Here is a 16303-nt window from a genome sequence, read left to right on the forward strand (position 1 = left end):
TCCCCCTCACCGTCTCCGTTTCCGTCTCCGACTCCGTTTCCGTTTCCGGCTCCAGCTCCAGCTCCGGCTCCGTCCCCCTCCCCGTCCCCACCCGCGCGAGTGCCGCACGTCCCGGCACCCCGTCGCCCGGCGCCCGCCGCTCCGGCTCCCGCCGCTCCGCGGCCCGTTCGCCGAAGAGGAGTTCCGCGCGGCGGCGCAGCTCCTCCGCCGGTGCGGGTGGGCGGGGGCGGGGGCGGCCCGGGGCGGCGGCGGGGCGGCGGCGCGTACGACCGTCGGAGGCGGGGCCTCGGCCCGGACCGCTGGTCGGGGAGGGGATGCGTGAGCGTGATCGGAGTGCCATGCCACGAGGATGGGGCATTCCGCCGATCCGCGATGATCTTGGTCAATTTCCGTGGATCACGGCCCAGTTGTGGATAACTCCACCACCCGGATGTGTGAAGTCGAACCCCGGGACGGGGGCGTCAGCGCGGTGAGACGACCACTCCGAGCAGGCCGGGCCCCGTGTGTGCGCCGATGACGGCCCCGACCTCGCTGACATGCAGGTCGCTCAGACCGGGGAGTCGCTCGCGCAGCCGTTCGGCGAGCGCGGCGGCCCGTTCGGGAGCCGCGAGGTGGTGCACGGCGATGTCGACCTCGGCGCCGGCCGCCCGGTCGACGGCGATCTCCTCGAGGCGGGCGATCGCCTTGGACGCCGTACGGACCTTCTCGAGGAGTTCGATGCGCCCGTCGTCCAGCTGGAGCAGGGGTTTGACGGCGAGTGCGGAGCCGAGCAGGGCCTGTGCGGTGCCGATGCGGCCGCCGCGGCGCAGGTAGTCGAGGGTGTCGACGTAGAAGTAGGCGGTGGTGCCCGCGGCTCGCTTCTCGGCTGCCGTGACGGCCTCGTCCATCGTGCCGCCGGCTTCCGTCACCGCGGCGGCGGCCAGCGCGCAGAAGCCGAGCGCCATCGCGACCACCCCCGTGTCCACGACGCGTACCGGCACCGGGGCCTCGCGCGCGGCCAGGACGGCGGCGTCGTAGGTACCGGACAGTTCGGCGGACAGGTGCAGGGAGACGATGCCGCTCGCGCCCGACTCGGCGACCCTGCGGTAGGTCTCCGCGAACTCCTGCGGACTGGGGCGGGAGGTGGTGACCGGGCGTCGCTTCTGCAGCGCCTGGGCCAGGGCGCGGGTGGAGATCTCGGTGCCCTCCTCGAGGGCCTCGTCGCCGAGGACCACGGTGAGGGGCACTGTTGTGATCCCGTGGCGCTCCATCGACCGTGGCGGCAGGTAGGCCGTTGAATCGGTGACGATCGCGACATGGCGGGACATGAGCTGGAGGTTACCTGCCGTAGCCCTCGCCCGGCAGCTCGGCCCCCGCCTGCCGGGCCCGGAGAGCCTTGCGGGGCGGGGTCACATGGTGCTCTCGGGGCGCGGCTTCTTCTGCCAGGGATAGGACGGCCGCGTCACGGGCGGGGTGATCGAGCGGGTCGTGGGCCGCTCGGCCGGGGCCGGGCCGGGGGTCTCCGGCCGCGTCCGTCGGTCTGCGGCGGGTGTCCCGGCGCCGGCCGGGGCGTCGGGCCAGGGCGCGGCGTCCGGGGCCGGTTCGGTTCGTGTCCAGTGGCGCAGGGCGCCCGCCTCGACGTCGATCTGGCTGCTGAGCGCGTCCAGGTCGTCTTCGGCGAAGCGGCGGGCCCGGTCGCGGGCCGCCCAGCGCAGGGAGTCGGCCGAGCTGGTGATGCGCTCGGTACGGCCGCGCAGTTCGGGCAGGCACGCGGTGAGCGCGGCCCGGTCCGGCTCCGACTCCAGGCGCCTGAGGTCCGCGTCGAGTTCCTGTCCGTGGGCGCTGAGCCGTGCGAAGAGGCCGAGGGACTCCTTCAGCGACTCGTCCTCGGCCGCGCCCGCGTGCAGCGCTTCCTGGGTGGCGCGCATCGATGTGCGCAGCGTGAGCCGCAGTTGGGCGATCTCGCCGGCGGGGCCGGGCTGGGCGAAGGACTTGGCGCGCAGGGTGTGGTCCTCGACCGTGCGGCGGGCCTGCGCGATGGTGCGGTCCACTCCGCGTTTGGCGGCGCCGACCGCCTTGACCGTGGCGTAGGCGCCGAGGCAGACCATGAGCAGGAAGAGGAGGGCGAACACGGTGAGCACGGTTTCCATGACGCTCCTCCTCCGACGGGCACGGCATGAGCGGCCGTGTTCTCCACGGTAAACGCAACGGGCAGGCCCGAGGTTCCAGAAGAACCCCGAACCTGCCCGTAGGGAACTACCCCGATGCCGGGTGTGTCCGGCGTCCGGTCATCACGCGGGGACGATGTTCACCAGCTTGGGCGCCCGCACGATCACCTTGCGGATGCCGGCGCCGTCCAGCGCCGCGACGACCTTCTCGTCGGCCAGCGCGGCCTTCTCCAGCTCCTCGTCGGAGATGGACGGCGAGACCTCCAGGCGGGCCTTGACCTTGCCCTTGATCTGCACGACGCAGGTCACCGTCTCGTCGACCACGTACCGCGGGTCGGCGACCGGGAAGTCGCGGTGGACGACCGAGCCGGTGTGGCCCAGCCGGCGCCACAGTTCCTCGGCGATGTGCGGGGCCAGCGGGGCGGCCATCAGCACCAGCGACTCGGCGACGGGGCGCGGGAGGGCGCCGCCGGCCTTGGTCAGGTGGTTGTTCAGCTCGGTGATCTTGGCGATGGCGGTGTTGAAGCGCAGGCCCTCCAGGTCCTGACGCACGCCGTCGATCGCCTTGTGCAGGGCACGCAGCGTCTCCTCGTCGGGCTCGGCGTCGGTGACGGTGACCTCGCCGGTGTTCTCGTCGACGATGTTGCGCCACAGCCGCTGCAGCAGCCGGAACTGGCCGACCACCGCGCGCGTGTCCCAGGGGCGGGAGACGTCCAGCGGGCCCATCGCCATCTCGTACAGGCGCAGGGTGTCGGCGCCGTACTCGGCGGCGATCTCGTCCGGCGTGACCGCGTTCTTCAGGGACTTGCCCATCTTGCCCAGCAGGCGGCTCACCTGCTCGCCCTCGTGGTAGTAGGAGCCGTCGCGCTCCTCCACCTCGGCGGCGGGCACCGCGATGCCGCGGCTGTCGCGGTAGACGTAGGCCTGGATCATGCCCTGGTTGAACAGCTTGTGGAACGGCTCCGCGGAGGAGACGTGCCCCAGGTCGAACAGGACCTTGGACCAGAAGCGGGCGTACAGCAGGTGCAGCACCGCGTGCTCGGCGCCACCGACGTACAGGTCGACGCCGCCGTGCGGCGTGCCCTCGCGCGGGCCCATCCAGTACTGCTCGATCTCGGGGTCGACCAGCTTGCGCTCGTTGTGCGGGTCCAGGTAGCGGAACTCGTACCAGCAGGAACCGGCCCAGTTGGGCATGGTGTTGGTCTCGCGGCGGTACTTCTTCGGCCCGTCGCCCAGGTCCAGGGTGACGTTGACCCATTCCTCGTTGCGCGACAGGGGGGTCTCGGGCCGGGTGTCGGCGTCGTCCGCGTCGAAGGTGCGCGGGCTGTAGTCCTCGACCTCGGGCAGCTCCAGCGGCAGCATCGACTCGGGCAGCGCGTGGGCGACGCCGTCCTCGTCGTAGACGATCGGGAAGGGCTCGCCCCAGTAGCGCTGGCGGCTGAACAGCCAGTCGCGCAGGCGGAAGTTGACGGTGCCCTCGCCGATGCCCTCGGCCTGCAGCCACTCGGTGATGCGGGCCTTGGCCTCGGTGACGTCCAGGCCGTCCAGGCTGATCCTGTCGTTCGCCGAGTTGATGATCTTCGCGTCGTAGGAGCCGAAGGCGTCTTCCCACGTCGCGGTGTCCGTGCCGCGGCCGTCGGTCGGCTCGACGATGCAGTGGACCGGCAGCTCGAAGGCGCGCGCGAACTCGAAGTCACGCTGGTCGCCCGCCGGGACGGCCATGATCGCGCCGGTGCCGTAGCCCATCAAAACGTAGTCGGCGATGAAGACGGGGACCTGCTCGCCGTTGACCGGGTTGGTCGCGAACGCGCCGGTGAAGACACCGGTCTTGTCCTTGGCCTCGGCCTGGCGCTCCACGTCGGACTTCGAGGCGGCCTGCGCGCGGTAGGCGGCGACGGCCTCGGACGGGGTGGCGTGACCGCCGGTCCACACCTCGTGGGTGCCCTCGGGCCACGCCTCGGGGGTGAACTTCTCGACCAGCGGGTGCTCCGGGGCCAGCACCATGTAGGTCGCACCGAACAGGGTGTCCGGGCGGGTGGTGAAGACCGTGATGTGCTCGCCGTCGATCGGGAAGTCGACGCGGGCGCCCTCGCTGCGGCCGATCCAGTTGCGCTGCTGCAGCTTGATGGCCTCGGGCCAGTCCAGCTCGTCCAGGTCCTCCAGCAGCCGGTCGGCGTAGGCGGTGATGCGCATGTTCCACTGGCGCAGCTTGGCCTTGAAGACCGGGTAGTTCCCGCGCTCGGAGCGGCCGTCGGCGGTGACCTCCTCGTTGGCCAGCACGGTGCCCAGGCCGGGGCACCAGTTGACCGGGGCGTCGGAGGCGTAGGCCAGGCGGTACTCGCCCAGTACGTCGGCGCGCTCGATGTCGCTCAGCTCGCTCCACGCGCGCGTGGTGCCGGGAACCGTGCGCTCACCGGACTCGAACTGCGCGATCAGCTCGGCGATCGGGCGGGCCTTCCGCGCCTCCTCGTCGTACCAGGAGTTGAAGATCTGCAGGAAGATCCACTGGGTCCACTTGTAGTAGTCCGGGTCGATCGTGGCGAACGACCGGCGCCTGTCGTGGCCCAGGCCCAGCCTGCGCAGCTGGGCCTTCATGTTCTCGATGTTGGCTTCGGTGGAGACCCGCGGGTGCGTGCCGGTCTGCACGGCGTACTGCTCGGCGGGCAGGCCGAAGGCGTCGAAGCCCAGGGTGTGCAGGACGTTGTGGCCGGTCATGCGCTGGAAGCGCGCGTAGACGTCGGTGGCGATGTAGCCCAGGGGGTGACCGACGTGCAGGCCCGCGCCGGAGGGGTAGGGGAACATGTCCATGATGAACTTCTTGGGCTTGGCGACCAGCTCCGCGTCGCCGGCCAGGTCACCCGTGGGGTTCGGCGCCGCGTAGGTGCCGTCGGCGTCCCAGAAGTCCTGCCAGCGTGCCTCGATGTCGGCCGCCATGGCGGCCGTGTAGCGGTGCGGCGCGACCTCCGCCGACGTGGCGGCGGTGGCAGCGGGGTTCGTCTCGCTCATGATCCTCAAAGCTCCATCGATCGTCTCTGCCTGCGGCTGCGACATCCAAGAAACGAAAAAGCCCCTCGCACAGGAGGGGACGCCGCGCCGATGCCGACCACGGGATTCGACCGGTGGTCGGTACTGATCAGCGCGGCCCGCTAAGCAGAAGGCGTACGGCACGCATGGCGCTAGGGTACCGCAGCGCTTGAGCAAGCCGCGACGCGATTGCGTATGGCATGTGGACAGGCCACCGAACCCGACCAGCGCTGAACGAAGGTCAAGGATTACTTCGCGTAACACCTGCTAAAGGACACCGTCCCGGTGACATCGTCCTTTGATAACAACGCAATAACTGAAACCTCGTACTGATCGGTATGGCGCCACCTAAAGTTCGGCAGCGGGACCGCCTTCCCGAAACTGCTCGGAGTTGCCCCCATGAACCCTCGTCGTACCAACAGTTCGCTCCCCAAACCCGGCCGGTCGGCCTATGGGGTGGCGTCGGCTGTCGTCCTGCTGCTGATACCCGTGATCGTGCTGATCGGAGGCAGCCAGTTCCGTGAGTTCCTGAACTTCGGCGCGGGCGTGCTGTCCCTCGTCTCGCTCAGCTGCTCGGTGATCTGGGGCCTGTTCGCGCAGGACCGGATCTTCCTGAACACACGCCAGCGGATCGTCGGCCAGGCCGTGCACCGGACGACCGCGGTCGCCTCGATCGCCTTCCTCCTGCTGCACATCACCACCAAGATCGCGCTGGATCACACCGTGGTGATCGCCGCGATCATCCCATTCTCGCTCGGCCTCACCGGAAGCGGCGGCCTGATCGGACTGGGCTCCCTGGCGGGCCTGCTGATGATCTTCGTCGGCGTCACCGGCGCGCTGCGCAGCAACTTCGCCGCCCCGGCCCCCGTCGCCGCCCGCTGGCGGGCCATGCACATGCTGGCCTACCCGGCCTGGTGCGCGGCTCTGGTGCACGGGCTCTACGCCGGCCGTCAGGCCAAGCCGGTCTTCGTGATCCTCTACAGCCTGTCCCTGCTGGGAGTGATGGGCGCCCTGGCGCTGCGTTCCGCCCCGCGCCCGGTCAAGCGCCGGCTCGCGGACCGGCTCGTCCGGGTGTTCGGCAGCTCCGAACGGCCCGGCATCGAGGAACTGGAAGCGAGCCGCTCCCGGGCCGGCGAGGCCCGCGTGCCGGGCTTCGAGAGCCGGCGCGAGCAGCGCCAGGCGGGCGCCGACGCGCCGACCCGCGCCTCCGCGCCGCTGTACCAGTCCCCCGCCACGCCCGCGCCGGAGCCCTCCGGCTTCGCGGCCGCCTACCGGACGGTGAACATCCCCGGCGGCCCCCAGGGCCCCTTCCAGAGCGGCCAGGGTCCGCGCACGGACCTGCCGCTCGACCTGCAGCCGACGCAGGCCATGCCGTTCGCGGACGGCCCGTCCAGCACCTCGGGCAGCTGGCCCGTCCCGTCCCCGCCGCCGGTCGGCGAGGCCCCGCCGTCGGCGTACGACCCGCTCCAGGACACCGGGTACAACATTCCGGCCTACGGCAGTCCGGGCGCCGCCGGATACGCCGGAGGTGATGTGTACAACACCGGTGAGACGAATCCGCGCTACGCGACGTACAACTCGGGTGACACGTTCAACAACGGTCCCGCCACTGAACCAACCCCCGGCGCCTCCTTCGACGCGCCGGGTTCGGGCGAACCTTGGAACATGCCCTCCGGAGGCTATAGGTGAACGAGGCCCTGCCCGACGTCCCCGAAGTCCGCGTGGTCGGACTTCCCCAGCTCACGTCGGGCTTCGACCTTGTGGAGAGGCTCGACCTGCCCATGCACCTGAAGGTGCACGGGCCGCTCGAGCCTCTGGGCGGCGAACAGCTGGCCCAGCTCGCCGAGCGCATCAATCTCAGGGGCCGCGGCGGCGCGGGCTTCCCCTTCCACAAGAAGCTGCGCTCGGTCGCCGAGTCGGCGATCAAACGCGGGGTGCGCCCGGTCGTCGTCGTCAACGGCAGTGAGGACGAGCCGGCCTGCCGCAAGGACACGGTGCTCATCAACCGTGCCCCGCACCTCATCCTGGACGGCGCCCTGCTGTGCGCGGAGGCCATGGGCGCCCGCACGCTGGTGATCGGCGTGACCCGTGAGTCGACGCAGCGCTCCATGGAGGCCGCGCTGGCAGAACGCGGCCTGAGCAACACCCGCAGGTCGGCCCTGCGCGCGTGGGTGCAGCGCAACCCCGTGCGCATGGTCACCGGTGCCGCCGCCTCCCTGATCCGCTCGGTGGACGGCGGCCCGGCGATCCCGCCCGGCCGCAAGGTCAGCGCCTCCAAGAGCGGCGTCGGCGGGGCCCCCACCCTGCTGTCGAACGCGGAGACCTTCGCGCAGCTGGCCATCGCCGCCCGCATCGGCCCGGAGCGCTACGGCAACACCGGCCTGTACGACGAGCCGGGCACCGTCATGCTCACGGTCTCCGGCGCGGTGGCGCGCCCCATGGTGATCGAGGTCCCCACGGGCGTGCCGCTGCGCTACGTGCTGCAGCTGGCCGGCGCCCCGCCGGTGCCGCAGGGTGTGCTGACCGGCGGCTACCACGGCAAGTGGATCGACGCGGCGACGGTGAACGAGGCGATCGTCTCCCGCAACTCGCTGGACGCGGTGGGCGGCGCTCTCGGCGCGGGCGCGATCCTGCCGATCAGTCAGGAGACCTGTCCGCTGGGCGAGTCTCTGCGGGTGGCCCAGTGGCTGGCCGAGGAGAGCGCGGGCCAGTGCGGGCCCTGCTACCTCGGACTGCCGGCGGCCGCGCGCGGCATGGAGGACATCATCAACGGGGGCGGCCCCGCCGCTCTGGAGGCGCTGAAGCAGGTCGCCAAGAGCGTGAAGCGGCGCGGTGCGTGCTCGCACCCGGACGGCTCGGCGATGTTCCTGGAATCGACCATCAAGGCGTTCACCGACGACCTCGCCGCCCACGTCCTCGGAAACGGCTGCGGACGGCCCGTGGAGGGCGTTCTGCCGCTCTTCGAGGGGGGCATGGCCCCTTCGGGCATCTCCGGCGGCGGAGAGCCGGAGGACACCGGCGGCAGCCGCCAGAAGATCTACGTCGACTGGACGCTGTGCCGGGGTCACGGGCTGTGCGCGGACATCCTCCCGGAGGTCTTCGAACTGGGGCCGGACGGCTTCCCGACCGTCGCCCAGGCACAGGTGCCGCGTTACGCGGAGGCGAAGGCGCTCCGCGCGGTGCGCCGCTGCCCGGCGCTCGCGCTGCGCTTGGAGGAGGACACGCGCGGGCAGGCACCGCCGCGCAATCTGCCGGTCGTCTCCCAGGGGCGCGGCCGCCGCGCTCTCGGGCGCTGACCCGAGTCCTCCGACCGCGTACGGCGGGTCACCCGGTCAGGGTGGCCCGCCGCCGTCGTACGACGTGGCCCGCCATCGCCGTACGGCACGGCCAACACGCCGAAGGCGGACCATCCTTGAGGATGATCCGCCTTCGGTTTCTGTGGAGCTAAGGAGAATTGAACTCCTGACCTCCTGCATGCCATGCAGGCGCTCTACCAACTGAGCTATAGCCCCTTGCGGTGTTCCGCCCGGTTTCCCCGGCGGCGACGCCAACATTACACGGTCCCCGGGGGGCAGTACCAAATCGGTTTCCGACCCAGCCCCATATGGGCACTATGCCCGTTTCGCCGGTCCTGGGGCCCGCCGGCCCTCCCCTCCCCAGCCCCGCATGCCGGGTGCCGCGTACGGCACGCCGGGTCAGGCCGTGACGAAGGAGTAGAACCTCTTGAGGGTGCAGTGCTCCTCGAGCAGACGGCCGTAGATCGGCTCGCCCTCCAGCTCGCGGTAGGTCTCGATCGGGTCGCCTTTTATGATCAGCGCCCGCGCGCATTCCTCGCACCAGTACTGGTAGTCGGGATTGATCGGCTCCATGTCGCGGACGATCGGCGTGCCACTCCCGCACCAGTCGCACTTCCGCCGGTGTGCACCCATCGATCAGCTCCAGCTGTGGCCGCAGGCCGTGCACACGTAGGAGATTCCGCCGTTGTCGCCGAGAACTTGGGCCACGTGCACGGAACCGCAGGAAGGGCAGCTGAGCCGGGCTTTCGCGCTCTGTGTCAACCCCGCATCGAGGAGGTGGCCGACCTCCTCGAGGATGCTCGCAGGCATCACTGCTCCCTCCCGTCGGGCCGCGCCCCCTGCCGGCCGTTTGATTCTGCCACGGCCGAGCCGGGCAGGTCAGCGACGCCTGAGTACCAGTCCGGACACGACCCCCGCCGCCGCCGTCCCTGCCAGCGCCCACGCGGACGACGAGAACGCCTCCGCAGAGGTATACGCCCCCAAGACACCAAGTGACTCAAGCCGGTTGAGGAACAGTGTGCCGAAGGCCGCCACGCCCATCAGCTGTCCGAGCTGGGTCACCGTCGCCAGCAGTCCGCTGGCGTCCGCGGCGTCCTCGGGCCGCACCGTGGCGAGGGCCCCGGTGAAGGTCGGCCCGAAGGCCAGCGCCAGGCCGACGCCCACCCCGGCGTACGACGCGTACAGCGCCGCTCCCCCGTCACCGCCGCCGCGGAAGGCCAGCCCCACGCCGGCCACGCCCGCCGCGGCGAGCGCGAACCCGGCCGGGGCGAGCCGGCGCTGCCAGGCGGCGGGCCACCTGCGCCAGGTCAGGCTGACCGCGCCGAAGACAACCGCGGTCGGCGCGAAGCTCAGGCCGGCCCGCAGCGCGCTGTAGCCGAGTCCGCCCTGCACGTGCAGTGTCAGAGTGAACAGGAAGCCCGCGTTGACGGACATCACGGCCAGGATCCGGCGCACGGCGAGGCTCATGCCGGGATGGCGCAGCACCCGGGGCGCGATCAGGGGCGCTCCGCCACGCCGGCCCAGCCGGGACTCGTGTCCGCAGAACGACGCGAACAGGACGACGGCGGCGGCGAGCGACAGCCAGGACCACAGCGGCCAGCCCTCTGCCTGCCCGAGCACCAGCGGGACCGTCAGCAGGGACACGGACGCGCCGAGCAGCACCAGACCGGGCACGTCGAGGGCGCGGGCCCGCTCCCGCCCGGCTCCGCCGCCCGGCGGCAGCACCTTCCCGCCCAGGGCCAGCAGTACGGCGCCCACCGGGACGTTGACCAGGAACACCGGGCGCCAGCCGGTGCCGAACAGGTCGGCGCTGACCAGGACGCCGCCCACGATCTGCCCGGCGGCGGCGCCCAGGGCGAGGACGGCCGAGTAGACACCGAGGGCCCGCACACGGGCCTCGCCGGTGAAGGTCCGCTGGATGATGCTGAGCACCTGCGGGATCATCAGGGCCGCGCCCGCTCCCTGCACGAGCCGGAAGACGATCAGCTCGGTCGTGCCCTGCGCCAGGCCGCAGGCGAGCGAGGCGGCCGTGAAGAGGGCGAGGCCCGCGAGGTGGACGCGGCCGTGGCCGAGCCGGTCGCCGAGCCGGGCACCGGTGATCAGCAGCACGGAGTAGGTGATGGCGTAGCCGGCGATCACCAGTTGCAGACCGGCGCCCGTGGCGTGCAGCTCGGAACCGATGGTGGGGGCCGCGACGTTCACGATGAAGACGTCCAGGACCGCCATGAACAGGGCGGTGAGCAGGACCGCGAGCAGGAGCCGGGAACGCTTGTCGGTGGCGGATGTTTCACTGTGAGTGACAGACTCCCCGCCGGCGGCGGGTGCTTCACTGTCAGTGGTGGGTGCTTCACTGTTCGCAGGGTTCGCGGCGGGCGCGGGAAGCGGCCCGGTTCGTGGTGTCGTCGTCATGGCGTCGAGCCTGACGACGCGCCGGTACGGGTGCCGAGTGCCTGTTGATGCGGGTACCGGCAGCACCTGGCTACGCCCGGGCCGGGTGCGGACGATGGGGACGGGCGACGGGGGTCCGACGATGGGGACGACAGCACAGCGGCGCAGGCCGGAACTGGCGGCTTTCCTGCGCGCCAGGCGGGCCCGGGTGACACCGGCGGACGTGGGGATGCCACCGGGGCTGCGGCGGCGCACGCCCGGGCTGCGGCGGGAGGAGGTGGCCCAGCTCTCCGGCGTGGGAGTGACCTGGTACACGTGGCTGGAACAGGGCCGCCCGATCAACGCGTCCGCGCAGGTGCTGGACGCGGTGGCGCGCACGCTGCGGCTCGACCCGCCCGAGCGGGAGCACCTGTACCGGCTGGCGGAGGTGGCCTTCGAGCCCGCCCCGCAACGCCTCACGCGGCAGGTCGGTCCGGAGGTCCAGGGCATCATCGACGCGCTCGATCCCCTGCTCGCCGTGGTCTACAACTCGCGTTACGACATCCTGGCGGCCAACCCCGCCTACCTCGACCTCTTCATCGTGCCGCGGACCCGCCGGCTCGGCGTGCCGAACGCCCTGTGGTCGCTGCTCACGGTGCCGGAGGAGAGATGTCCGGTGGTCCACCGGGACGCCGAGCTGCCCGTGATGGTGGCGACGCTGCGCTCCTCGTACGGCAGGCACGTGGGCGAGGCCGCCTGGGAGGACTACATACGCGCGCTGTCGGAGGCGAGTCCCCGCTTCGCGGAACTGTGGGCGAGCGGTGCGGTGACGCCGCCGGGGCCGCGGGTGAAGACGTTCCGTCATCCGGCGGTGGGCGAGCTGCGGATGACCTCGCAGTCACTGTCGATCGACGGGATGCCCGAGTGCCGGATCGTGGTCTACACGCCGGAGGACGAGGACGCGCGCACGAAGGTGGCGTTGCTGAGGGAGCGCAGACAGCGGCTGTGGCCGCCGGCGGACGAGGAGGCGGCCGGGATCGTCCACCGCCGGAAAACAGAAGATCCCGCCCCCCTGACAGGGGACGGGATCCTCATCACCGATCTTTGACAACTCCGGAGAGTGTCGATCAGTGGAGCTAAGGAGAATTGAACTCCTGACCTCCTGCATGCCATGCAGGCGCTCTACCAACTGAGCTATAGCCCCTTGCGTTCTTCCCGCTCGGCGCGGTGAACAGGAAGAACTCTACCTGCGACCTGCCGGAAAGTGAAAATCGCGGGAAGTGCGGGAAGCACGGGAAAACAGAAGATCCCGCCCCCCTGACAGGGGACGGGATCCTCATCACCGATCTTTGACAACTCCAGAGAGTGTCGATCAGTGGAGCTAAGGAGAATTGAACTCCTGACCTCCTGCATGCCATGCAGGCGCTCTACCAACTGAGCTATAGCCCCTTGCGTTCTTCCCGCTCGGCGGGGCGAACAAGAAGAACTCTAGCCTGCGACCTGCCGGAAAGTGAAATCCGGGTCCCGGGGCCGGGACGGCGGGCCCGGGACGGGTCAGTCGTCGTCCCCGAGGACGGGCTCGGGGAGGGTGCCGGCGTTGTGCTCCAGCAGCCGCCAGCCGCGGGCGCCTTCGCCGAGCACGGACCAGCAGCAGTTGGAGAGGCCGCCGAGGCTCTCCCAGTGGTGGGCCTCGATGCCGAGCAGGCGGCCGATGGTGGTGCGGATGGTGCCCCCGTGACTGACGACCACGAGGGTGCCGTCCTCGGGCAGCTTCTCGGCGTGCCGCAGCACGACGGGGGCGGCACGGTCGGCGACCTCGGTCTCCAGCTCGCCGCCGCCGCGGCGGACCGGCTCACCGCGCTTCCAGGCGGCGTACTCGTCGCCGTGGCGGGCGATGATCTCCTCGTGCGTCAGCCCCTGCCAGACGCCCGCGTAGGTCTCGCGCAGGCCCTCCTCGCGGGTGATGTCGAGGCCGGTGAGGGCGGCCAGCTCGGCGGCCGTGTCCGTGGCCCGCCGCAGGTCCGAGGCGACGATCGCGTCGGGCCCCAGGGAGGCGAGCAGCCGGGCGGCGCGGCGGGCCTGCCCGATGCCGGTCTCGGTCAGCTCGACGTCCGTGGTGCCCTGGAAGCGGCGCTCCACGTTCCAGGCCGTCTGGCCGTGGCGCCACAGGATGACGCGGCGGCCCCGGCCCTGCTGGCCGGTCACCTCACCGGTGGATGTCATCGCCAGTCCCCGCCCGGCTCCTCGGCGGCATCGGCGTCGTGCAGCTTGGCGTGCTCCTCCGCCTTGCCGCGGGTGGCCTTGGCGTCGGCGGGCAGCTCGATCTCGGGGCAGTCCTTCCACAGACGCTCCAGAGCGTAGAAGACACGCTCCTCGCTGTGCTGGACGTGGACGACGATGTCGACGTAGTCGAGCAGGATCCAACGGGACTCGCGGTCGCCCTCACGGCGGACCGGCTTGGCGCCGCGCTCCTTCAGCAGGCGCTCCTCGATCTCGTCGACGATCGCCTTGACCTGGCGGTCGTTCGGCGCGGAGGCCAGCAGGAATGCGTCCGTGATCGACAGGACGTCGCTGACGTCGTAGGCGATGACGTCGTGGGCGAGCTTGTCGGCCGCCGCCTGGGCGGCGGTGGTGATGAGCTCAAGGGAACGGTCGGTGGCGGTCACTACGAAGCTTTCGGTCGGGGGGCGGGGGATCGGCTGGGGATGCGGGGGTCGGTCCCCACACCTGGCACAGCCCGTCGGCGGTCACTGGATCTCAAGGGTCTCACGGACCGCCGCACCGCCCCCACGTGAATACGGCCTCACGTGGGGGTGTCCGCCCGCCGCCGGGACCTCAGGAGGCGGCGGGCCGGTAGTCCTGGCCGAGGACGACCAGGACGTCGGCGCCGGAGGAGACGGTGCCCTTGGTCACGGCACCGGCGGACAGGCCCAGGGTCTTGGCCACCTCGGAGGCGTTCTCCTTGTCGGCGGCGTCGGAGTAGACCACCTTGGAGACGGCCTGGGCGCCGGACGCCGTACCGCCGTCCAGGAAGGTGAAGCCGCCGTTGAGGAGCACCACGCGGGCCTTCTCGGTGTCGTCCTTCACGCCGGTGGCGTTCTGGAGGGAGACCCGGACCGCGGAACCCGCGTCGGGGCTCTTGGCGGTGCCGCCGAGGATTTCCTTGACCACGCTGTCGCTGGTCTGGGCGCTGATGGTGCCGTCGGTCTGCACGGGCAGCAGGGCCGTCCCGGAGTCGCCGCCCTTGGCGAGGTCGGCGAGCCGGGCGAGGAAGGTGCCGAGGTCCTTGTCGGTCAGCGGCGGGTCGAGGATCTGCGCGAGGGTCTGCACGGTGGTCGTGGCGCCGGTGGGGTCGGAGGACATCTTGCGCAGGACACCCTGCATGACCTGCCCGAACCGCTCCAGCTGGGCGTTCTGGGACTCGCCGGCGGCGCGGTAGGTGGCGTAGGCGACGGCCGTCTTCCCGCTCAGGGTCTGCCCCTTGCCCTGGTGGACCAGCAGGGTGGTGCCCTTCTTCTTCGTGTCCGGGTCGGGCACGTCGGCGTTGGTGTCGACCTCGATGTTGCCGACCAGCTCGACGAGGTTCTGCAGGTAGGGCGTGTCGAGGCGCCACGTGCCCTGGATGTCGGTGCCGAGGACGGTGTTGAGCTGGTCGCGGGTGCCGGAGGAGCCGTCCTCGTCGACCGACTTGGCGAGGGTCGTCGTGGTGCCGGAATCGTCGGTGAGCGCCAGGGAGTTGGGCAGCAGGACGACGGTGCCCCGCTTGGTGGTCGTGTTGTCCACCAGGAGCACCGTGGAGGTGCCGTCCTTGCCGGTGTTGTGCAGGTGGACGACGATCACGTCGCGCTTCTGGGCGCCGGTCACGGTCGCGGCACCCTTCTTGGCGCCGGGCGCGGACAGTCCGGGCAGCATGCCCGCGTACCAGAGGTAGCCGACGCCGCCGACGGCGACGAGGGCGAGGACGACGACGAGGGCGACGACCCGGCTGCGGGCGCGGCGGCGGGCCTCCTCGCGGCGCTCGGTGCGGTTCTCGGTGAACTTCAGCCAGTCGATGACGTCTTCGGAGTCGCCGTCGGGCTCCTCGGCGAAGGCGAACTGATCGTCCTGGTCACCGCGTTCACCGCGTTCACCCTGGTCACCCCGCTCGCCCTGTGCGTCCTGTTCACGCGGGGGCGCCGGCTCCTCGGCCTCCTGCGGCGCGTGCGCGCGCGCCTCGCCGGCGGGTCCGGCCTGCTGCGGGATGTACGCGGTCTGTTCGGCGACGCGGGGCTGCTGCCCGCTCGTCGCCGCCTGCCCGTACGGGTCGTAGGCGGTGCCGGCACCCTGGGGCCCGGTCTCCTGGGGACCGGTGGATCCGGCACCCTGGGTGCCGGTGCCGTAGGGGTCGTACGGGTTGTAGGCGGGCGCCCCGCCGTACGGGTCGTACGCCGGGGCCACCGGCTGCTGCCGGCCCGTGTCCGCCGCGCCGCCCGAGTCCCCCGTGTCCTGGGGGGCGTAGCCGTATCCCTGCCGGCCGTACGGGTCGTAGTGCTGCTGCGCCGTCGGCTGCGTGGGGACCTGTTGGTAGACAGGCCTGCCGTACTCGTCGTAGCCGACGATCTCGTACTGGTCGCCGCCGTACCCAGCGTCGTATCGGTCGTTCACCGGTGCCCCTCTCGGCTCACTCGCCGCGGTACAGCTCGCGCTTGTCGATGTAGCGCACGACTCCGTCCGGCACCATGTACCAGATGGGGTCGCCCTTGACGACTCTCGCACGGCAGTCCGTGGAGGAGATCGCGAGGGCGGGAACCTCGACCAGTGAGACGCCGCCCTCCGGCAGACCGGCGTCGGTCAGCTGGTGGCCGGGGCGGGTGACACCGATGAAGTGCGCGAGGGAGAAGAGTTCTTCGGAGTCGCGCCACGTCAGCAACTGGGCGAGGGCGTCGGCACCGGTGATGAAGAACAGGTCGGTGTCCGGGTTGAGGGCGCGCAGGTCGCGCAGCGTGTCCACGGTGTAGGTGGGACCGCCGCGGTCGATGTCGATGCGGCTGACGGAGAACTGCGGGTTCTCGGCGGTCGCGATGACCGTCATCAGGTAGCGGTCCTCGGCCGGGGAGACGTCGCGGTGGGACTTCTGCCACGGCTGGCCGGTGGGCACGAACACCACCTCGTCCAGCTGGAACTGGGTGGCGACCTCGCTGGCCGCCACGAGGTGCCCGTGGTGGATCGGGTCGAACGTTCCGCCCATGACGCCGAGCCGGCGCTTACCCGTGTGGGCGGGGCCGTGGCCCGGCAGGTGCGCCGGGTTCCGCGTCGGGGTGTGCTGCGCCGTTCCGGTCGCCGTTCCGGTCGTGTTGGCGGCGTGCCATGCGGCGGCGTCGGCCGCGCGCGCGGCCGTCTCGTCCACCGGACCGGTAGGCATGTCCTGCTCTCCCATGCATGCAGACCCTACCGGCCCGGTCTGAGGCTTCCGGCCGGGGACCGGGTCCC

The 16303-nt window shown here is 71.3% G+C and carries 13 protein-coding genes and 3 tRNA genes; 3 read left to right on the forward strand and 13 right to left on the reverse strand.

The window, feature by feature from the left end; genetic code table 11:
• Nucleotides 1-461: 461 nt before the first annotated feature.
• From OIB37_RS13295 to leuS, 3 genes are all read right to left on the reverse strand, one after another.
• Nucleotides 462-1307 carry a DegV family protein gene (locus OIB37_RS13295; RefSeq protein ID WP_330457796.1) on the reverse strand — a complete coding sequence of 282 codons (846 nt, stop codon included), beginning with the start codon at nt 1305-1307 and terminating at the stop codon, nt 462-464.
• A gap of 81 nt (nt 1308-1388) precedes the next feature.
• Nucleotides 1389-2129 (reverse strand): hypothetical protein, encoded by a 741-nt coding sequence (locus tag OIB37_RS13300; RefSeq protein WP_330457797.1) that lies wholly within the window; start codon nt 2127-2129, stop codon nt 1389-1391.
• Between the two features lie 141 nt (nt 2130-2270).
• The gene (gene leuS / locus OIB37_RS13305; protein ID WP_330457798.1) at nt 2271-5153 is read right to left on the reverse strand and encodes a leucine--tRNA ligase; all 2883 of its coding nucleotides are present in this window, start codon (nt 5151-5153) and stop codon (nt 2271-2273) included.
• Nucleotides 5154-5570: 417 nt separating this feature from the next.
• Between leuS and OIB37_RS13310 the strand changes: the two genes are divergently transcribed.
• Both OIB37_RS13310 and OIB37_RS13315 read left to right on the forward strand, forming a co-directional pair.
• Nucleotides 5571-6860, forward strand: coding sequence for a cytochrome b/b6 domain-containing protein (locus OIB37_RS13310; protein WP_330457799.1), 1290 nt, complete (start codon nt 5571-5573; stop codon nt 6858-6860).
• Nucleotides 6857-8467 (forward strand): NADH-ubiquinone oxidoreductase-F iron-sulfur binding region domain-containing protein, encoded by a 1611-nt coding sequence (locus OIB37_RS13315; protein ID WP_330457800.1) that lies wholly within the window; start codon nt 6857-6859, stop codon nt 8465-8467. The genes OIB37_RS13310 and OIB37_RS13315 overlap by 4 nt, the downstream gene beginning before the upstream one ends.
• Before the next feature lie 143 nt (nt 8468-8610).
• Here the strand turns inward: OIB37_RS13315 and OIB37_RS13320 are convergent.
• The 4 genes from OIB37_RS13320 to OIB37_RS13335 form a co-directional block, all read right to left on the reverse strand.
• A tRNA-Ala gene (locus OIB37_RS13320) sits at nt 8611-8683 on the reverse strand.
• Nucleotides 8684-8866: 183 nt separating this feature from the next.
• Complete coding sequence (locus OIB37_RS13325; RefSeq protein WP_006136074.1) at nt 8867-9100, reverse strand: hypothetical protein; 234 nt, start codon at nt 9098-9100, stop codon at nt 8867-8869.
• 3 nt (nt 9101-9103) lie between these two features.
• Nucleotides 9104-9277, reverse strand: a complete 174-nt coding sequence (locus tag OIB37_RS13330; protein ID WP_330457801.1) for a hypothetical protein — start codon at nt 9275-9277, stop codon at nt 9104-9106.
• Nucleotides 9278-9346: 69 nt separating this feature from the next.
• Nucleotides 9347-10711 carry an MFS transporter gene (locus tag OIB37_RS13335; protein ID WP_330461835.1) on the reverse strand — a complete coding sequence of 455 codons (1365 nt, stop codon included), beginning with the start codon at nt 10709-10711 and terminating at the stop codon, nt 9347-9349.
• A gap of 286 nt (nt 10712-10997) precedes the next feature.
• Between OIB37_RS13335 and OIB37_RS13340 the strand changes: the two genes are divergently transcribed.
• Nucleotides 10998-11942, forward strand: coding sequence for a helix-turn-helix transcriptional regulator (locus OIB37_RS13340; protein ID WP_330457802.1), 945 nt, complete (start codon nt 10998-11000; stop codon nt 11940-11942).
• Between the two features lie 23 nt (nt 11943-11965).
• Here OIB37_RS13340 and OIB37_RS13345 read toward each other — a convergent pair.
• From OIB37_RS13345 to nadD, 6 genes are all read right to left on the reverse strand, one after another.
• Nucleotides 11966-12038 (reverse strand) — tRNA-Ala (locus OIB37_RS13345).
• Nucleotides 12039-12210: 172 nt separating this feature from the next.
• Nucleotides 12211-12283: transfer RNA gene (locus OIB37_RS13350), tRNA-Ala, on the reverse strand.
• Between the two features lie 105 nt (nt 12284-12388).
• The gene (locus OIB37_RS13355; RefSeq protein WP_330457803.1) at nt 12389-13057 is read right to left on the reverse strand and encodes a histidine phosphatase family protein; all 669 of its coding nucleotides are present in this window, start codon (nt 13055-13057) and stop codon (nt 12389-12391) included.
• Nucleotides 13054-13500: a ribosome silencing factor gene (rsfS, locus tag OIB37_RS13360; RefSeq protein WP_330457804.1), complete on the reverse strand. Its 447-nt coding sequence runs from the start codon at nt 13498-13500 to the stop codon at nt 13054-13056. Before rsfS ends, OIB37_RS13355 begins: the two co-directional genes overlap by 4 nt.
• A 169-nt stretch (nt 13501-13669) precedes the next feature.
• Nucleotides 13670-15478: a LytR C-terminal domain-containing protein gene (locus OIB37_RS13365; RefSeq protein ID WP_330457805.1), complete on the reverse strand. Its 1809-nt coding sequence runs from the start codon at nt 15476-15478 to the stop codon at nt 13670-13672.
• A 16-nt stretch (nt 15479-15494) separates the two neighbouring features.
• Nucleotides 15495-16250, reverse strand: a complete 756-nt coding sequence (gene nadD / locus OIB37_RS13370; protein ID WP_330457806.1) for a nicotinate-nucleotide adenylyltransferase — start codon at nt 16248-16250, stop codon at nt 15495-15497.
• Nucleotides 16251-16303: the final 53 nt, after the last annotated feature.

It is taken from the genome of Streptomyces sp. NBC_00820, assembly GCF_036347055.1.
GTDB lineage: Bacteria > Actinomycetota > Actinomycetes > Streptomycetales > Streptomycetaceae > Streptomyces.